This is a genomic window from Vibrio gigantis, from assembly GCF_024347515.1.
Lineage (GTDB): Bacteria > Pseudomonadota > Gammaproteobacteria > Enterobacterales > Vibrionaceae > Vibrio > Vibrio gigantis.
Genome location: NZ_AP025493.1, coordinates 1,044,702 through 1,060,070, shown reverse-complemented (window position 1 = coordinate 1,060,070; position 15,369 = coordinate 1,044,702). Strand labels below are relative to the sequence as shown.

Genomic DNA, 15,369 nt, shown 5'->3' with positions numbered 1-15,369 from the left:
GCTAAGTCATTATTAAAGCTATAGGGAGCAGTAACATTGGCTGATGACTGGTTACATTAAGCCGACACAAACAGGGCGCAAACTGCCGTTCACTTTATCTTTGTGGACCCAAACATGCTTTTATCTCTCCCACCGCCAGTGATGCTATCACTCGCTATCGTGCTTGAAGTTGTCGCCACTTCTTTATTACCTAAAACACAGCAATTTACTTCTCTACCTGCCACTGCCGCAGTATTGGCTGGCTACGGCTGTGCTTTCTACCTGTTGTCTCTAACAGTGCAAACCATGTCTTTGGGTGTGGCGTATGCGATTTGGTGCGGGGCAGGGATAATGTTGGTCGCAGCATTGTCTTGGTTGGTCTACGGACAAAAACTGGATATCTACGCGATCATCGGCATCGCTTTAATTTTGGCTGGTGTGGTGATTATTAATCTGTTTTCGAGTTCGGTGAGTCATTAGGGGGCTAACTCGTTTTTGCCCCATTATGAGTTATGTATCCAAGCTTATGTATCGATGATTTGGCTCAAATAGTAATGAATAGCAAATGGAAAGACCAGGCCCCGCTAGTAAGCTAAATTCCAACTGGCTACATGGTATACACTTGGTATAATCGATATAATCTACATCGTTGATATATCGGACTAAATTTAGATGGCTTCAAATAAAAACCAACATTATGTTCCACAATGTTATCTTCGAAGATTCTCCTCCGATGATAATCGCGCATCTATCAACTTAATGAATATTGATAGGGCAAAGTTTGTACCTAACGCTCCCATAAAAGGTCAATGCTCTAAAAATTACTTCTATGGAAAAGACTTACGTTTAGAAAAAGCTCTTCAGCCTATTGAAAACAATTTAGCAAGAGTGTTGGACTCAGTGGCTAGCAAGGGGTATGAGCTTACCAAGGAAGATTCTCAATTTCTGCTTCACTATTGGATTTTGCAACAACAGCGTACCGAGGCGACATCAAAGCGGTATGTTGAAATGACTGGAGAAATAGCAGATGCAGCTAAAGTTCCTGCTCAAGAATTTAAAATTGAAATGGAACAGGCTGTGCAAGATTCCATCGCTATGTTTTTAGAAGTTAGAGGGTATCTTGATGACTTGAAGATCTGTCTTGTGAAGAATGAGACTGATATTGAATTTATTACTTCAGATGACCCTGCGGTACAAGCAAGCAGACTGAATATGCTAACTTTAAGGCAAACTGGTAGAGGCTTTGGATTGGGTAGTTCAGGTCTATTTGTTGCCCTTCCTCTAACTCCGAAAATCCAATTTATTGCTTATGACTCTGACATTTACCAAATACCATCGAGTAAAGGTTGGGTCAGAGCAAGGCAAGTGCAAGATATTAAGTTTTTCAACCAATTACAAATATTGAACTGTCGTGCAAATCTGTTCGTATCTTGCTCTTCTCAACAGGTTCACTTAAGTAATCTACTAAAAAGCTCTCTCAAGAATAGACCTCAATCTAAGTTTAAAATCAATTACCTAGTCCTTGATGAATCAGACGTAGGGCAAGAGGTATATAGAGTAGTCGATAGGCAAGAGTTTCAAAACCACTCGAAGGGAATGATTCATCAAGAGTTGCATTACCCATCCCCTTCTATATGGGCAAGTTTTCTAAGATTAAAAGCCAGAAAACTAGCATATTCAAATGGCTCCGCAATGGGGCTAATTCGCGCTATGCACGCTAGAATGCACCCTGATTCAGATTTCAAAAAAGCAAAGCTGTAACTCAGTAACTCTCCATTTCAAGCGGCTTGGTTCTCTGTCCGAATTATGCAACAAAGCTAAAACTATCGACAAACATTTGTTCAGTCATATCCCCCCCCCCAACACCGCCACAAACGCATCTAAATACTGCTCTATCGTCAGGTCCGCAGAAACCGGAGGTAGCTCTACGGTAATGCACGGCAGGTTTCTTTCTTGGCACCAGGTGCCGAATGAGCCTGGGGTTTCGTAGTCCACGTCTTCAACGAGCGGTAGGTTGAACTGTTTGCTTAGCCAAGTGGCGAGTTCCGATTGGTTTGGGTCATCGACCATGGCGAGTGGTTCGTGGAAAGAGATGACGAATTTAGGCTCACGGGCTTCGATAAGGTTGATGAGTGACTGCACTTCCGGTTCAAGTTGGTCGGCTTGCCCAGTTTTTACTTTTACATCTCTGACTGATGTGTGAGAGCTCCAGCGATAGACGGTGCCGTCTTCTGTCCAGTTTTGCGTCGGGAATGCGCGGTTCAAATCGACTTGGTTAGCGTTGGCGCGTGTGCCTAGCTGGTTACCATCTGGGTTCATCGACAAGATCACATCGTGTCTCAAGTTAGCGGCTGGCAGGCTTCTTAGTGCACAAGACAAACCTGCTATAGACGCGGTTTCATCACCGTGTGTGCCTGCTATGATTAGCCCGCGAGATTCGCTTTCTACTTGCGCGGGGAAATAGAGCAAGGGTGCGCCCAATACCGACTTTCCATATGGTAGCGGCTTTATTGAAAATGCAGCTCTTTCCGTTCTTGGAATTAAACTCACCTTTATCTCCTGATTGATCAAGTACTATCAAGTATTAACGATTACAAAAACTACTTAGATAAACGAAAGCATTAAAACTCGTCAACAGTCGCATTGTTAATTTTATTACTTGCTTCAAAGATAGGCTAGGAGAGCAAAAACATATGGATTTTAAGAAACACTCAACGGCGTTACTCATTTCATCTCTATTGACCCCTTTTATCTCAGTGACTGCCGTTGCTGACACATTGCCTGCGGGAACTTCTCTGGCGAAAGAACAACACTTGGTGCGCGCGAATGATGCAGAAGCGGCGACACTTGACCCGGCAAAGGCTGAGGGCCTACCGGAAATGCACATTCTACGTGACCTGTTTGAAGGTTTAGTGATTCAAGACCGCGATGGCAACATTACTCCAGGTGTGGCGGAATCTTGGGAAACCGAAGACAACAAGACGTTTGTATTCCACCTGCGTAAAGACGCGCAATGGTCGAATGGCGATCCGGTGACGGCCGATGATTTCGTGTATGCGATACGACGCGCGGTAGACCCAAAAACGGCATCGCCAAATGTGTGGTACCTGAAGCTCACCAAAATCAACAATATTGCTGATGTGGCAGAAGGTAAGAAGCCGATTGAAGAACTCGGCGTATCGGCTGTTGATAAACATACAGTGCGCTTTGAACTCGACAGCCAAGTGCCATACTTTGTGGCGATGACGGGGCACACATCCATGATGCCAGTGCATAAAGCAGCCCTAGAAAGTAGCGACAAGCCGTGGAGCGATCCTAAGCAATTTGTTGGTAATGGTGCATTTGTGCTAGACGAGTGGGTGGTGAACGAGCGTATTGAACTGAAGAAGAACCCAAAATATTGGGACAGTTCAGATACTCACTTAACCGAAGTGACTTATATTCCGTTTGAGAATCAGAATGCCTCTATTAACCGTTATGCCGTGGGTGAGGTCGATATTACTTCGGACGTACCTACACACATGGCGCAGCAGCTTAAAAGCAAATACCAAGATGCGTTTACCACAGTACCTCTGTTGTGTACTTACTACTACGCATTCAATACTACGCGACCACCTTTTGATGATGCGCGAGTACGTAAAGCCGTCTCTTATTCTATGATGCGTGACGTTATCACCAATGGTGTGACTCAGGTGGGTAACCTACCTGCTTATACTTTTGCCCATGAGTACACGGCAGGTTTTGATGCGACTCAGCCTGAATACAGTGAATGGACTCAAAAGGAACGCGATCAAAAAGCAAAAGAGTTACTGAAAGAAGCGGGCTACGATGCGTCTAACCCGTTGGATTTCAAACTGCTTTACAACACCAGTGAATCGAACAAGTCGATTGCAGTGGCGATTGCGTCAATGCTGAAGGGTAATCTAGGTGCTCAAGTCGAACTCGAAAACCAAGAGTGGAAGTCTTACTTGGTATCACGTCGCCAAGGTGATTTCGATGTGATGCGCGCCTCTTGGTGTGGTGACTACAACGAAGCATCAACCTTCTTGAGCCTGTTGCGTTCAGGTTCTTCGGGTAACTTTGCTCGCTACAGCAATGACAAGTACGACGCTGCAATGGACAGCGCACTAGCCGCAACCAGTGAACAAGATCGCCAAGGTTTCTATGACCAAGCGGAGCAATTGCTGGCAGAAGACATGCCGATCGCACCAATCTACTACTACATGCAGGCCCGTCTAGTGCGACCAAGTGTCGGTGGTTTTGCGAAGAACAATGTAGAAGGGCGTATCTACTCTAAGGATCTCTACATCACAGAGTAATTGAGCTTCTGGCACATCATTAAAAGTTTGAAATAAAGAAAAGGGACGTTGATCATAAATCTCTGATCAACGTCCCTTCGTCATTAATCTGTAACCGTAAGCGCAAAAAACTGAAACCTGGCTGAAGTATTTTTCACTTTTATTTCAATCAGGTGAAGCCATGTTACCCCCTCTACGTGCCCTTGTTGCGTTTGAAGCTGTTGCCCGCCTCGGTTCTATTGGCGCTGCTGCGCGAGAGCTGTGCGTTACCCAAGCTGCGGTGAGTCAACAGCTTAAAAGTTTAGAAACCTTTCTCGATACCACACTGTTTGAACGCAGCTCCAAAGGCGTACAGCTGACATCGGCTGCCCAACATTATCAACCGATTGTTGCGGGCTCATTGGCCCATCTGAAACTACAGACTCAAATCTTGTTCGGGGAAAAAGAAACCGATGTCTTGAGCCTTCGCGTTAATCACACCTTTTGCCATAACTGGCTGTTACCTCGCCTGCCATCTTTTTATCAAAAATACCCTTTTATCAGGCTCGATATTCAGCTGGTGGACTGGCCATCTACCAACCCTTGTCAGAATGTCGATATCGAACTGACCAACGGTAAGGTCGAAAGCGAAGACACTCATTGCGAGCGACTGTTTCAAGAGCATTGGCAGTTAGTGTGCAGCCCAGAATTTAAAAACCAATATCAAGATTCGTTGGCTGAACATGACTTTTCTGCTCTGCCGACCGTGCAAGTAAAAGGCTACCGAGAGAACTGGCTGCAATGGCTGAGTCACAACCAATTCGAGATGACTTTACCGAAGGTGCTACTTGAAGTGAGTAACTCTCTGCACGCTTTAGAGGCGGTCAAACATGGTATTGGCGTGTTGTTAGTGCGTTCGCTTGCGGTGTCTGAGCTGTTGGAGAAAAACGAACTTGTTTTGGCAACAGAGTCCTCAATGCCTGCTGAATCAGCCCACTATTTGATTACTAAACACAGGCGCAGTGCCAAGGTGAATTTCTTTTGTGATTGGCTTTATCACCAGATGGAAGATGGCGAGCTGGAAGAAAGATTTTCTAATGGGTAGCCATAAAAAAAATGAAGGGCGCTCTTACTAACCTGTCACACAAACCCCTTAATTTAACCGCATACAAATAAGGACGAGGTCACCATGAGTGCTTTCTCAGAACCAATGAAAAACCGCTTAAAGGTACTGCTATTTACTGCACCGTTGTTGGTGCCACTGTTTACTTTTTGGCTCGTACCATTTGGTTATTCGATTTACATCAGCTTCACTGATTGGGATTACATCTCGCCAGATTATTCGTTCATCGGTTTAGAAAATTACGAGTACATGGTTGAGGACTACGAGTTCATCCAAGCGATGCTCAACACGTTTTGGTTCTCAGTCGGTGTGGTGATTCCCACCATCCTTCTTGGTCTTGTGTTTGCCATGTTGCTGCACAAAAACTTCAAGGGCAGCCAGTTTTATCGAGCGGTTATTTTCTCACCGTGGATTACACCAACGGTAGCAGTTTCGATTGTGTGGTCTTGGGTATTCGAGACCAAATCGGGTTTGGCAAACCACTTATTGGAGTCGGCAGGGTTTAGTGCGATTCCATGGTTAGAGAACGGAGACACAGCCTTGGTTGCGGTGATTATCGTGACGGTATGGCAGGCGATTGGTTGGACGATGCTGTTCTACATTAGTGCACTCAACAAGATTCCAGAATCACTGTATGAGGCGTCTTTGATTGATGGTTGCAGCAGCTTAACGCGCTTTTTGAAGATAACGCTGCCACTGATTTCACCAACCACATTCTTCTTGGTAGTGGTCAACATTATCACGGCGATGCAGGCGTTCGATCAGTTCCAGATCTTAACGCAGGGCGGGCCGGGTGGTGAGACACGTACCTTGTTGTACTTGTTCTACCAACAAGCGTTCGAACGTTACGAAATGGGACCTGCGGCCGCGACATCGTTAGTGATATTCCTGATTACTGGATTGCTGGCACTTATTAATACCTACATCGGCAAGCGCTGGGTGTACTACTAGTCGATTTTTGAAAGGACAGAATTATGACCACGCAAGTATTGGATGCCAATCAAGTCTTAAATCAGAGCGCAGCGAAAACCAAAGTTAGAGCTCAAGTCAAAGCGACGAAGTCAGAAGTTGCGTCAAAGAAAGCCTCAGCGGATCGCCGTTCGTTCCTCGCACTGGCTAAGCACCTGTTTTTGGCAACCTGTGGAACCATCATGGTGTTTCCGTTCTTATGGATGTTGTCTGGTTCACTGAAAAGCAACGATGAGATTTTTGCTAACCCGCTGGACTTGATTCCAGAGCAGTTTCGCTGGGAAACCTTTGTCGAAACCTTCCACAGCGCGCCGTTTGGCTTGTACATCTTCAACAGCTTTAGTGTGGCTTTGTTCACTACCTTGTTGGTGATTGTGAATTCGGCGATGTTTGCATACGCGCTAACTCAGCTGAAATTTCGTTCGAAGACAGTGCTCTATTTCATCGTGATGGGTTGTTACATGCTGCCGGGCGCAGTGACTTACATTCCGTCTTACATCACCTTGGCAAAACTGGGTTTGTTGGATTCACACATGGGCTTGGTGGCGTCGAACGCGGCGTCGGTGTTCGGTGTGTTCTATCTACGCCAAGTGTTTATCAAGGTGCATCCGTCGCTGATTGAAGCGGCACGAATTGATGGTGCAGGTGAGCTCAAGATCTTATGGGCAATCATCTTACCGCAATGCCGAGCAGCAGTCGCAACACTGTTCCTCATCACTTTTATTACCAATTACAACAGCTACATGTGGCCAAGTCTGGTGATTACGACTCAGGATTTAAACCTGATCGCTACTGGTATTCGTCACTACTTTATTGCCGAAGGTAACTATGGGTTGAACTGGTCGCAAATCATGGCGGCGAGCACCATTGCAGTATTGCCTTTGTTAATTCTATTCGTCATTTGTCAAAAGACGATTCTTTCAGGTATCGCCGATAACGGCGTAAAAGAGTAAACGGAAATGAAACTAAAAACTCTCGCACTAGTGTGTGCTGGCGCAGCAAGCGCGTCTATGTTCTCTAGCAGTGTTCTTGCGGCAACCGAAGTTAACTTTTGGTATTCCGGTGGTACTAAGCCACAGCAAATGATGACTAAGCTCATCGAAGAGTTCAACGCGAGCCAAGATGAGTATGTGGTGAAGCCTGCATTGCAAGGTAACTACACGGAAACCTACCAGAAGCTGCAAGCTGGTTTAGCGTCGAAAACGGCACCTGAACTTGTGCTGCTAGATTCAGGTCGTGCGGAAGCGATGCACGGGCGTGGTTTGAGCCGTGACCTAACGCCGTTCATGGATGAAGAGTTCAACTTCTCTGATTTCATTGGCGCGTTCAAAGATCAAGTGACGGCAGACGACGGCACCATCATCGGTCTACCTGCTTACGGTACAACTCAAGTGTTCTACTACAACAAGCAGGTGTTGGCAGATAACGGCTTTACTGAGCAAGATCTAAACACATGGCAAGGCGTGGCTAAGGTCGCAGAGAAAGTCACACAACGTGATGATAAAGGTAATGTGACCTTCTACGGCTGGGAGCCGATGTGGGGTCAAGACAACATGATTGACGCGGCATTCTCTAATGGCGCCAAGATCATCAGTGATGACGGTAAGAAAGTGCTGATTGACTCTCCTGAGTGGGTTGAGGTGTGGGACAGCTTCCGTAAGTGGATCCACGATGATCAAATCATGCGTATTCACTACGGTGGTCAAGGTTGGGAATACTGGTACAAAACCATTGATGATGTGATGAAAGACAACGCACTAGGCTACACCGGTTCATCGGGTGACCAAGGTGACTTGGACTTCACTAAGCTTTCAGCAACCACGCAACCAGGTTGGGGCTCAAACCCTTCTGCACCACAAGCAGGTGCGCTGGTTTACGTAATGCCAAAAGGCACAGATGACGCAGCGGCGAAAGGTGCATTTGAGTTTGTTGAGTTCTACACCAACGCGAAAAACACTGCAGCTTGGTCAATGTTCACAGGTTACATCCCAGTGCGCAACAGTGTTTCTGAAGTTCCAGAATACCAAGCGTTCACCAAAGATAACCCGCAAGCCCTGATTCCGTTGAAGCAAGCAAACACGGCGACCAAAGATTTCCTCGACCCTACCAACGGTAAGATCATGGATGCGCTGAAGGTAGCTGCGGACCAGATTCAAATCCAAAACGTGCCTGCTGATAAAGCGCTAAAACAAGCGGCTAAGAAAGCACAACGTGCACTAGACCGAGCGAATCGTTCTTAATCCGTAAAGATAACAAAACTATCTTTGCACGCATTAAGGCCCATCTATTCGGGTGGGCCTATTTTGACCCAGTCCTTCAATTAGGACGAACTTGGTGAAGACAATGACCCAATTTCAAGGTGAGCTGCCGTTTGGCAGAGTACGTATCCCCTTTGATGTGCCAGCAGGTTCTCACAGCGTAACCATTACCGGCACAACGGTGAAAAAAGGATTCTTGTACGCAGCGGCGTATGATGCCAACCAAGCATTTCGTGGCAAAGTGCTATTTGAAAAGGCGCACAAGTCACTCACTATCCAACCGAAAAACTCTGGTTTAGGCGCGATTGATGGGGCGATTCCATCGGGCGAATGGTTCTTAGAGCTTTACAACCTTGAAGGTGAGTTTCGTACCGAGCGTGCGATGCAGTATCAAGTCGATGTACTTTGCTCTGAAGAGTTAGCGAATAAAGATGTTGAGCTAGAACTAAACCCAACGGTGACAAGTTTTCACGATATCGAGTTTGATTACAGTCACATGCTGAGTTCTGATTCTCGTTGGTATCGTGGCGATTTACACGCTCACACTCAGCTTTCTGATGGTCACAATACCTTGGCTGCGGCTAAAGGCATTGTGGAATCACAAGGGCTCGATTTTTTCTTCTTTACAGAGCACAACATCTGCCAGCCTAAACTGCCAGTATCAAAGCAGTGCTTGTTCTTACCTGCGTTAGAAGTCACGACCGATCTCGGGCACTTCAATGTGCATGGTCCGGTTAAGTCTTTGGACCTTAGAGACGTTGAACACAGCAGCCAAGCGACCATGGAAGCAGGATTGAATTTGGCAAAAAGTGGACACAGCTCCCTTGGCATTAACCATCCGATGATGAAGCCGTGGCATTGGCATTACGATCAAGTCGATCTCAGCCAAGTGTCTACGTTTGAAGTGTGTTGTGACCCAACTTGGTCGACTTCACCGAAAGCGACCGAAGAAGCGTTATTGGTTCTCAATGAAATGTGGAATTGTGGCCAGCGCATAACCGCGATTGGCGGCAGCGATTCACACCTTGAGCCGCATGAACGTAATCCTAAATCGGATGAGCCTTCTATCTACGGTGACCCATCAACATTCGTTTACAGCCATGGTTTGAGTGGTGAAGGCATCTTGTCTGGAATGCGTAATGGACAAGTTTACCTAGAGCGCCGTTGCGGCTTGAAGTTTGATATCAACTTAGGTGATTTGTTACCGGGCAGTGACTCTCAAGGTCAGCCACTAACATATCGAATTGCCGTCTCTGACTCAGAAAACCCTTACTACGCGGAGTGCGTGGTAGATGGCGAGATTGTCGATCGAATCGCTTTGAGTGATGAGCTGCAAAGTATCCATATTGATGAAGGCTACCGTTGGTGCCGTGTCGATATTCGTCGTGGGGATCTTTCTTCAGCATTAACCAACAGCACTCAATCTGAATCTGACGAGCATGATTTTGAAGGCTGCATCAACGCCGTATTCGATGGCAAACAACCAGAATTTAATCAACCCCTAGTGCGTACTTGGGGAGAACTAATGGAGCGAATGAGCCGTGATGAAGTTTAAGGCGATGTTATTTGATAAAGACGGCACATTGTTAGAGTTCCACAAGATGTGGCTTAACGTTTCTCGTGGTGCTTGTGAGCGTGTGAAATCTTACAGTGACCAGTATCAGGGTAATCAAACTGTCACACCTGCTGAGTTACTCTTGGCCATCGGTGTTGAAGGTGATGTAGTTGATAACTATGGACTATTAGCCTCAAACCCAGTGGAAGATACCGCGACAGCGTGGTTCAACATGCTGCAACCTAATGTCTCACTCGCTGAGTTCACTAAGGTGACCAAAGCCGCTTTCAATGACGAAGTGGAAGAGAACCCAAGCTGGATTGAAGCACTACCGGGTGTGGCTGAAAAGCTGGGTGTGTTTAAACAACAGGGCATGATTTTAGGCATCGCGACTGCAGACACCAAAGACTCAACGATCTACACACTAGAGCAATCGGGTTTGAGTGAGATGTTCGATTATGTTGGTTATTCCGATGGTGATATCGAACCTAAACCAGCGCCAGCACTGCTTAATGCCTTCTGTGAGCAATGCGGTATTGAGCCACATGAAGTGATCATGTTTGGTGACACGGTTTCGGATATGGAGTTTGGCCGCAATGCAGGTGCAAGCAATGTCGGCGTGCTGACGGGAACTGCACAACACAGTGAGCTAGAGCCAGTAGCGGATCTGGTTATCGCATCAGTCGCCCATTTTGAGCTCAACCAACTGCAAGAACGTGGCTAAAACGTCCACGACAGATTGCAAAGATAGTATTTAACCAATTGATTTAAGGACAGGTTATGGCTGAAGTCACACTGAGAGGGGTAGAAAAAACCTACCCAAATGGTTTTAAGGCCGTGCACGGTGTCGATCTGAATATTCGCGAAGGTGAGTTCATGGTGTTTGTTGGGCCGTCTGGCTGCGCAAAATCTACGACACTTCGTATGATCGCAGGCCTTGAAGATATCTCAGAAGGCGATGTCTACATTGGCGATAAGCGTGTAAACGAATTGCCACCTAAAGATCGCGGCATCTCGATGGTGTTTCAGAACTACGCGCTTTATCCGCACATGTCGGTATACGACAATATGGCTTTTGGTCTGAAGCAACAGAAGCTGCCAAAGCATGAAATCAATGAGCGAATTGAAGATGCAGCCAAGACTCTGGATATCGAACACCTGCTAAATAATAAGCCGGGTGAAATGTCTGGTGGTCAAAGGCAGCGTGTCGCGCTTGGTCGTGCGATGGTTCGTAAACCAGATGTGTTCTTGTTTGATGAGCCTTTGTCTAACTTGGATGCGAAGCTGCGAGTTTCAACGCGAGTCAGCATTGCGCAGCTGCATAACAATCTGAAGCAAGAAGGGCAGAACGCCACCATGATCTACGTGACACACGATCAGGTGGAAGCCATGACTCTTGGCGACCGCATTTGTGTGTTGAACCAAGGCGAGATCATGCAGGTCGATACGCCAATGAATCTTTATCAATACCCAGCAAACAAGTTTGTTGCGGGCTTTATTGGTTCGCCAGCGATGAATCTTCTCAAGGTGAGATTGGATGAGATTGACGGTGTGATGAACGTGGTCTCTGAAAGTGGTACTCGTTGGACGCTGCCACAAGACAAGCAGATTATCGCTCGTGAAAAGATGGGTGAGTGGGTGTGGTTCGGTGTTCGCCCTGAGCACATTCAACTGGCTAATCATGATGCGCCGTTGTCTGAGGTAAATACTCAAACGCACAGGCTTGATGTGGTCGAATCTATGGGTAACGAGCTATATCTCTACTTCAAATTGGGTGCCGATAAGCTGGTGGCTCGCGTGCCTTTCGATGCTGATCGCACGGCAGATAATGGCGAAGAGACAGTGCTTCACTTCAACACTTCACAGTGTCACCTGTTTGATTTAGAGACAGAAGAAGCACTGACTGAATAAGTCGATGTGTCGAAGAGTCAAAATAAAGAAATCCCCGCTCAGATGAGTGGGGATTTTTCTTAGGAGGAGTATCAACAGGAGCTCGGGACTGTACTCGAGGCTTTTTTGTTGGAGATAGCTAAACACTCTTGAGGGTTAGAACCATTTAATGGCTCGGTATCGCAATTCTTTTTTCTAGCCAACGAACCGCTTGTGATACGACCAAAATAAGAACAAGGTACTCCAAAACCAGAAACGTATAGATCTCTAAAGGTAAATATTCGTTCACCACCAGCTCATTTGCTCGTCTTGTTAAATCACTCAAACCAATCACACTCACTAGCGAACTCATCTTGAGGATATAAACAAACTGATTGCCCAAGGGCGGCAGTATCTGACGGAATGCCTGCGGTAGGATAACGAATCGCATTTTTTGCCAATAGGTTAATCCTAAGGATTCGGCCGCTTCATGTTGGCCACGATTAATCGCTTGAATCCCCCCACGAAACACTTCTGCCATAAAGGCGCTCTCGGCAACGGTCAATGCGATTACCCCTGCCCAGAAGTGGTTCAAAGAGACATCGAGTAATGTCGGCATTCCGTAATACACCCACAATAGCAATACCAATACAGGGATAGAACGCATCACCTCTACGTAAAGTCGATTAATCCCCCTGAGTATTGGAGAACTAGAAAGCGCTGGAAAGGCGACCAATAGACCCAGAGCCATAGCAAAAAACATGCTTAGCAACGAAACCTGAATAGTCTCGCTAAAACCAGCCATCAAAAACTGAATGTTAGTTCGCCCCTGCTCCGTCGACGGGTCGAGTACATACCATCCCCATTGGTAGTCTGAACATCCTGTCAGAAACAGCAGAGAAACTAGCGATAAGTGACGATAGTTCACATTTACTCCCAAAAACTCCATTTGTTATTGCTATGTTAACAACCAAATCTGTTTAATGGTTAATAATTAAGAAGAATATCTACATTCATCACTTAGAAATCAGCATTCTTTGAAGGAATAAAAAATGAAGAAAAGCTTAATTGCATTAGGAATGTGCTTACTTGCTTTTACACAAATTGCACATGCACAAAGTCGTTTGCAGGAGATACTCGATGCCGGAGTTCTTCGCGTTGGTACAACGGGGGATTGGAACCCAATGACGATGAAGGATCCAGCGACCAATAGCTACCGCGGCTTTGATATCGATGTCACGACTGAGTTGGCTAAGGACCTAGGCGTTAAAGTGGAATACGTCGCAACAGACTGGAAAACCTTGGTGAATGGCATCACAGCCAACAAATACGACGTGACTGGCAGCGCATCGCTCAACATGTCTCGAGCAAAAGTCGCGGGGTACAGCCAACCCTATTTCTATCTGGCTTTCGTCCCTGTTGTGCAAAAGAAAGACATAGAGAAGTTCTCTGATTGGAGTGACTTTGACAAAGCAGAAATCAAAGTTGCTGCCACGCTCGGCACAGTACAAGAAAAAATGGTGAAGGACTTCTTCCCATCGGCACAACACATCGTGATTGAAGCGCCAGCACGGGATTTCCAAGAGCTTTTAGCTCGCCGCGCCGATGTCTCCGTGACTTCAAACGTAGAGGCTGCAACCTTAGTCGAGAAGTTTAAACAACTCGCGATAGTTCCGGTGAAAGAGCCACGCAAACCAACTCCAATTGCGATGCTACTACCACAAGATGATCAGGTTTGGATTAACTACATTAACCACTGGGTTGAATTGAAAAAGACGCAAGGTTTCTTCAAGCAAACCGCTGAGAAGTGGGGACTGAAGAGCATGTAACGAGCTCATAGAGAAGAGAAAAATAGAGCCCTTAGGGGGTAGGGCTCTAGAGTTAGGAGCTAACTTGACGTTGGGTTATGCGACGACCAGTGTTGCAGCTTTCTTCATCGCTTCCTTAGTAGAACACTCAATCACGTTCGCATTGGCAAAGCGGTGAGCGTCTTTCACTTGAATATCGTGAGCCAAGATAACCAGTTTCGCATTTGCTACATCTAGGTCGGTGATGCGGTTTTGAATACCATTTTGACCTTGTGTTTCTACCTTAATCTTCAGACCTGCAGCCGCACCAGCCTTCTCTAGTGCTTTGGCAGCCATAAAGGTGTGTGCAACACCAGAAGGGCAACATGTTACTGCTACGATGTCGTACTCGCCTTCGCCTGCTACAGGTGCTGTTTGAGCCTGAACTGGCGCAGCTTCAACTGTGTCCTCTTCTGTTTCAACGACTACTGGTTTCCAGAAGCCAACGATAACCGCTGTGGTTAGAGAGCCTAGTGCGATACCGACCACGTACATAGGGATGTTGCTTGATACAGGTGCAGTGATTAGACCGCCCCATGGTGCGTGAAGTAGGATGTCTGTCATGAAGCCAAACACACAGCCAACGATACCACCGGCAACGATTGAAGGAAGCACACGCATTGGGTCGTTCGCTGCGAATGGGATTGCACCTTCAGAGATACCGATAGAGCCCATGATTGCCGCCGCTTTACCTGCTTCTTGTTCTTGTTTAGAGAACTTGTTTTTGAATAGGAAAGTTGCCAATGCCATACCTAGTGGCGGTGTACAAATTGCGATGCCTACGCCACCCATCAACCATGGTTGTGTGTCTACTTGAGTTTGAGCGAATAGGGTTGCCACTTTGTTGATTGGACCGCCCATATCAAATGCCGTCATACCACCAAGGATTGTACCCAGAACCATCTTAGATGCACCGGCCATTGACGCTAGGAACTCGTTCATTGATGCCATGAACAGTTTGATTGGCTCACCGATGCCCCACAGTACGATACCTGCAGAGATTAGCGTACCAACAAGCGGGTAGATGAAGTAAGCACCTAGTGCGGTCATGTTGGTAGATAGTGGGATCTTCTTAAGTTGAAGCACCACGCCACCTGCGATGAAGCCAGCAACGATACAGCCGAGGAAGCCGCCGCCCATGTCTGCCATGATGCCAGAAGAGATCATTGCTGGTGCTAGTGCTGGTTTATCCGCAATTGAGTAACCAATAAAGCCGCCAAGAATGATTGGGAAAAGAACAAGGCCCTTGATACCGATGTTGGAGATGTCTGCCAGCAAGCCATCTGCTGGAACGGCACCTTTACCCGATGCCATTACCGCCAACGCCAACAGAACACCACCGGCTACAATGAAAGGCAGCATATGTGATGTACCAAAAAGCAGGTGGCCTTTCATGGTACTAAGGAGCTTTTTATAGTCGCTACTACTATTTCTGTTATTAGAATTGCTACTGGTATTCGTAGCTTGGTTTGCTAGGGTGCTCATAATTGTC

Annotated in this window: 14 protein-coding genes; 11 read left to right on the top strand and 3 right to left on the bottom strand. The window is 46.6% G+C overall.

The genetic code is table 11. The annotated features are described in order from the left end of the window. Window positions 1-114: 114 nt before the first annotated feature. Window positions 115-459 (top strand): DMT family transporter, encoded by a 345-nt coding sequence (locus tag OCV56_RS20845; protein WP_086714392.1) that lies wholly within the window; start codon window positions 115-117, stop codon window positions 457-459. A gap of 192 nt (window positions 460-651) precedes the next feature. Further along, window positions 652-1,740: a DUF4238 domain-containing protein gene (locus tag OCV56_RS20840; protein WP_086714390.1), complete on the top strand. Its 1,089-nt coding sequence runs from the start codon at window positions 652-654 to the stop codon at window positions 1,738-1,740. A gap of 84 nt (window positions 1,741-1,824) precedes the next feature. On the opposite strand, the gene mpaA is transcribed toward OCV56_RS20840, so the two are convergent. Next, window positions 1,825-2,529, bottom strand: a complete 705-nt coding sequence (mpaA, locus tag OCV56_RS20835; protein ID WP_150330727.1) for a murein tripeptide amidase MpaA — start codon at window positions 2,527-2,529, stop codon at window positions 1,825-1,827. 143 nt (window positions 2,530-2,672) lie between these two features. Between mpaA and OCV56_RS20830 the strand changes: the two genes are divergently transcribed. From OCV56_RS20830 to OCV56_RS20795, 8 genes are all read left to right on the top strand, one after another. Next, on the top strand, window positions 2,673-4,298 hold the full coding sequence (locus OCV56_RS20830) for an ABC transporter substrate-binding protein (protein ID WP_086714387.1): 1,626 nt from the start codon (window positions 2,673-2,675) through the stop codon (window positions 4,296-4,298). A 160-nt stretch (window positions 4,299-4,458) separates the two neighbouring features. After that, window positions 4,459-5,361: a LysR substrate-binding domain-containing protein gene (locus tag OCV56_RS20825; protein WP_086714386.1), complete on the top strand. Its 903-nt coding sequence runs from the start codon at window positions 4,459-4,461 to the stop codon at window positions 5,359-5,361. An 84-nt stretch (window positions 5,362-5,445) separates the two neighbouring features. Continuing rightward, window positions 5,446-6,330, top strand: a complete 885-nt coding sequence (locus OCV56_RS20820; protein ID WP_063521772.1) for a carbohydrate ABC transporter permease — start codon at window positions 5,446-5,448, stop codon at window positions 6,328-6,330. 23 nt (window positions 6,331-6,353) lie between these two features. Continuing rightward, the gene (locus tag OCV56_RS20815) at window positions 6,354-7,301 is read left to right on the top strand and encodes a carbohydrate ABC transporter permease (protein WP_086714384.1); all 948 of its coding nucleotides are present in this window, start codon (window positions 6,354-6,356) and stop codon (window positions 7,299-7,301) included. A 6-nt stretch (window positions 7,302-7,307) separates the two neighbouring features. Continuing rightward, entirely contained in the window at window positions 7,308-8,588 is a 1,281-nt protein-coding gene (locus tag OCV56_RS20810) for an extracellular solute-binding protein (RefSeq protein WP_086714382.1), read from the top strand. Window positions 8,589-8,691: 103 nt separating this feature from the next. After that, the gene (locus tag OCV56_RS20805; protein WP_086714380.1) at window positions 8,692-10,161 is read left to right on the top strand and encodes a CehA/McbA family metallohydrolase; all 1,470 of its coding nucleotides are present in this window, start codon (window positions 8,692-8,694) and stop codon (window positions 10,159-10,161) included. Then, complete coding sequence (locus tag OCV56_RS20800; protein ID WP_086714378.1) at window positions 10,151-10,885, top strand: HAD family hydrolase; 735 nt, start codon at window positions 10,151-10,153, stop codon at window positions 10,883-10,885. The genes OCV56_RS20805 and OCV56_RS20800 overlap by 11 nt, the downstream gene beginning before the upstream one ends. A gap of 56 nt (window positions 10,886-10,941) precedes the next feature. After that, on the top strand, window positions 10,942-12,072 hold the full coding sequence (locus tag OCV56_RS20795) for an ABC transporter ATP-binding protein (RefSeq protein ID WP_086714376.1): 1,131 nt from the start codon (window positions 10,942-10,944) through the stop codon (window positions 12,070-12,072). Window positions 12,073-12,217: 145 nt separating this feature from the next. Here OCV56_RS20795 and OCV56_RS20790 read toward each other — a convergent pair whose 3' ends face one another. Further along, window positions 12,218-12,958 carry an amino acid ABC transporter permease gene (locus OCV56_RS20790; RefSeq protein ID WP_086714892.1) on the bottom strand — a complete coding sequence of 247 codons (741 nt, stop codon included), beginning with the start codon at window positions 12,956-12,958 and terminating at the stop codon, window positions 12,218-12,220. A 124-nt stretch (window positions 12,959-13,082) separates the two neighbouring features. Here OCV56_RS20790 and OCV56_RS20785 point away from each other — a divergent pair, with 124 nt between their 5' ends. After that, a complete protein-coding gene (locus OCV56_RS20785; RefSeq protein ID WP_050651339.1) occupies window positions 13,083-13,859 on the top strand; it encodes a transporter substrate-binding domain-containing protein in 777 nt (258 codons plus the stop codon). A gap of 75 nt (window positions 13,860-13,934) precedes the next feature. Here the strand turns inward: OCV56_RS20785 and OCV56_RS20780 are convergent, their stop codons facing one another. After that, window positions 13,935-15,362 (bottom strand): fructose-specific PTS transporter subunit EIIC, encoded by a 1,428-nt coding sequence (locus tag OCV56_RS20780; RefSeq protein WP_086714374.1) that lies wholly within the window; start codon window positions 15,360-15,362, stop codon window positions 13,935-13,937. Window positions 15,363-15,369 lie beyond the last annotated feature (7 nt).

Excerpts from the sequence above, each read along its gene's own strand:
- OCV56_RS20845 (WP_086714392.1), top strand. The coding sequence starts at position 115 with ATGCTTTTATCTCTCCCACCGCCAGTGATGCTATCACTCGCTATCGTG.
- OCV56_RS20840 (WP_086714390.1), top strand. The coding sequence starts at position 652 with ATGGCTTCAAATAAAAACCAACATTATGTTCCACAATGTTATCTTCGA.
- OCV56_RS20830 (WP_086714387.1), top strand. The coding sequence starts at position 2,673 with ATGGATTTTAAGAAACACTCAACGGCGTTACTCATTTCATCTCTATTG.
- OCV56_RS20825 (WP_086714386.1), top strand. The coding sequence starts at position 4,459 with ATGTTACCCCCTCTACGTGCCCTTGTTGCGTTTGAAGCTGTTGCCCGC.
- OCV56_RS20820 (WP_063521772.1), top strand. The coding sequence starts at position 5,446 with ATGAGTGCTTTCTCAGAACCAATGAAAAACCGCTTAAAGGTACTGCTA.
- OCV56_RS20815 (WP_086714384.1), top strand. The coding sequence starts at position 6,354 with ATGACCACGCAAGTATTGGATGCCAATCAAGTCTTAAATCAGAGCGCA.
- OCV56_RS20810 (WP_086714382.1), top strand. The coding sequence starts at position 7,308 with ATGAAACTAAAAACTCTCGCACTAGTGTGTGCTGGCGCAGCAAGCGCG.
- OCV56_RS20805 (WP_086714380.1), top strand. The coding sequence starts at position 8,692 with ATGACCCAATTTCAAGGTGAGCTGCCGTTTGGCAGAGTACGTATCCCC.
- OCV56_RS20800 (WP_086714378.1), top strand. The coding sequence starts at position 10,151 with ATGAAGTTTAAGGCGATGTTATTTGATAAAGACGGCACATTGTTAGAG.
- OCV56_RS20795 (WP_086714376.1), top strand. The coding sequence starts at position 10,942 with ATGGCTGAAGTCACACTGAGAGGGGTAGAAAAAACCTACCCAAATGGT.
- OCV56_RS20785 (WP_050651339.1), top strand. The coding sequence starts at position 13,083 with ATGAAGAAAAGCTTAATTGCATTAGGAATGTGCTTACTTGCTTTTACA.
- OCV56_RS20780 (WP_086714374.1), bottom strand. The coding sequence starts at position 15,362 with ATGAGCACCCTAGCAAACCAAGCTACGAATACCAGTAGCAATTCTAAT.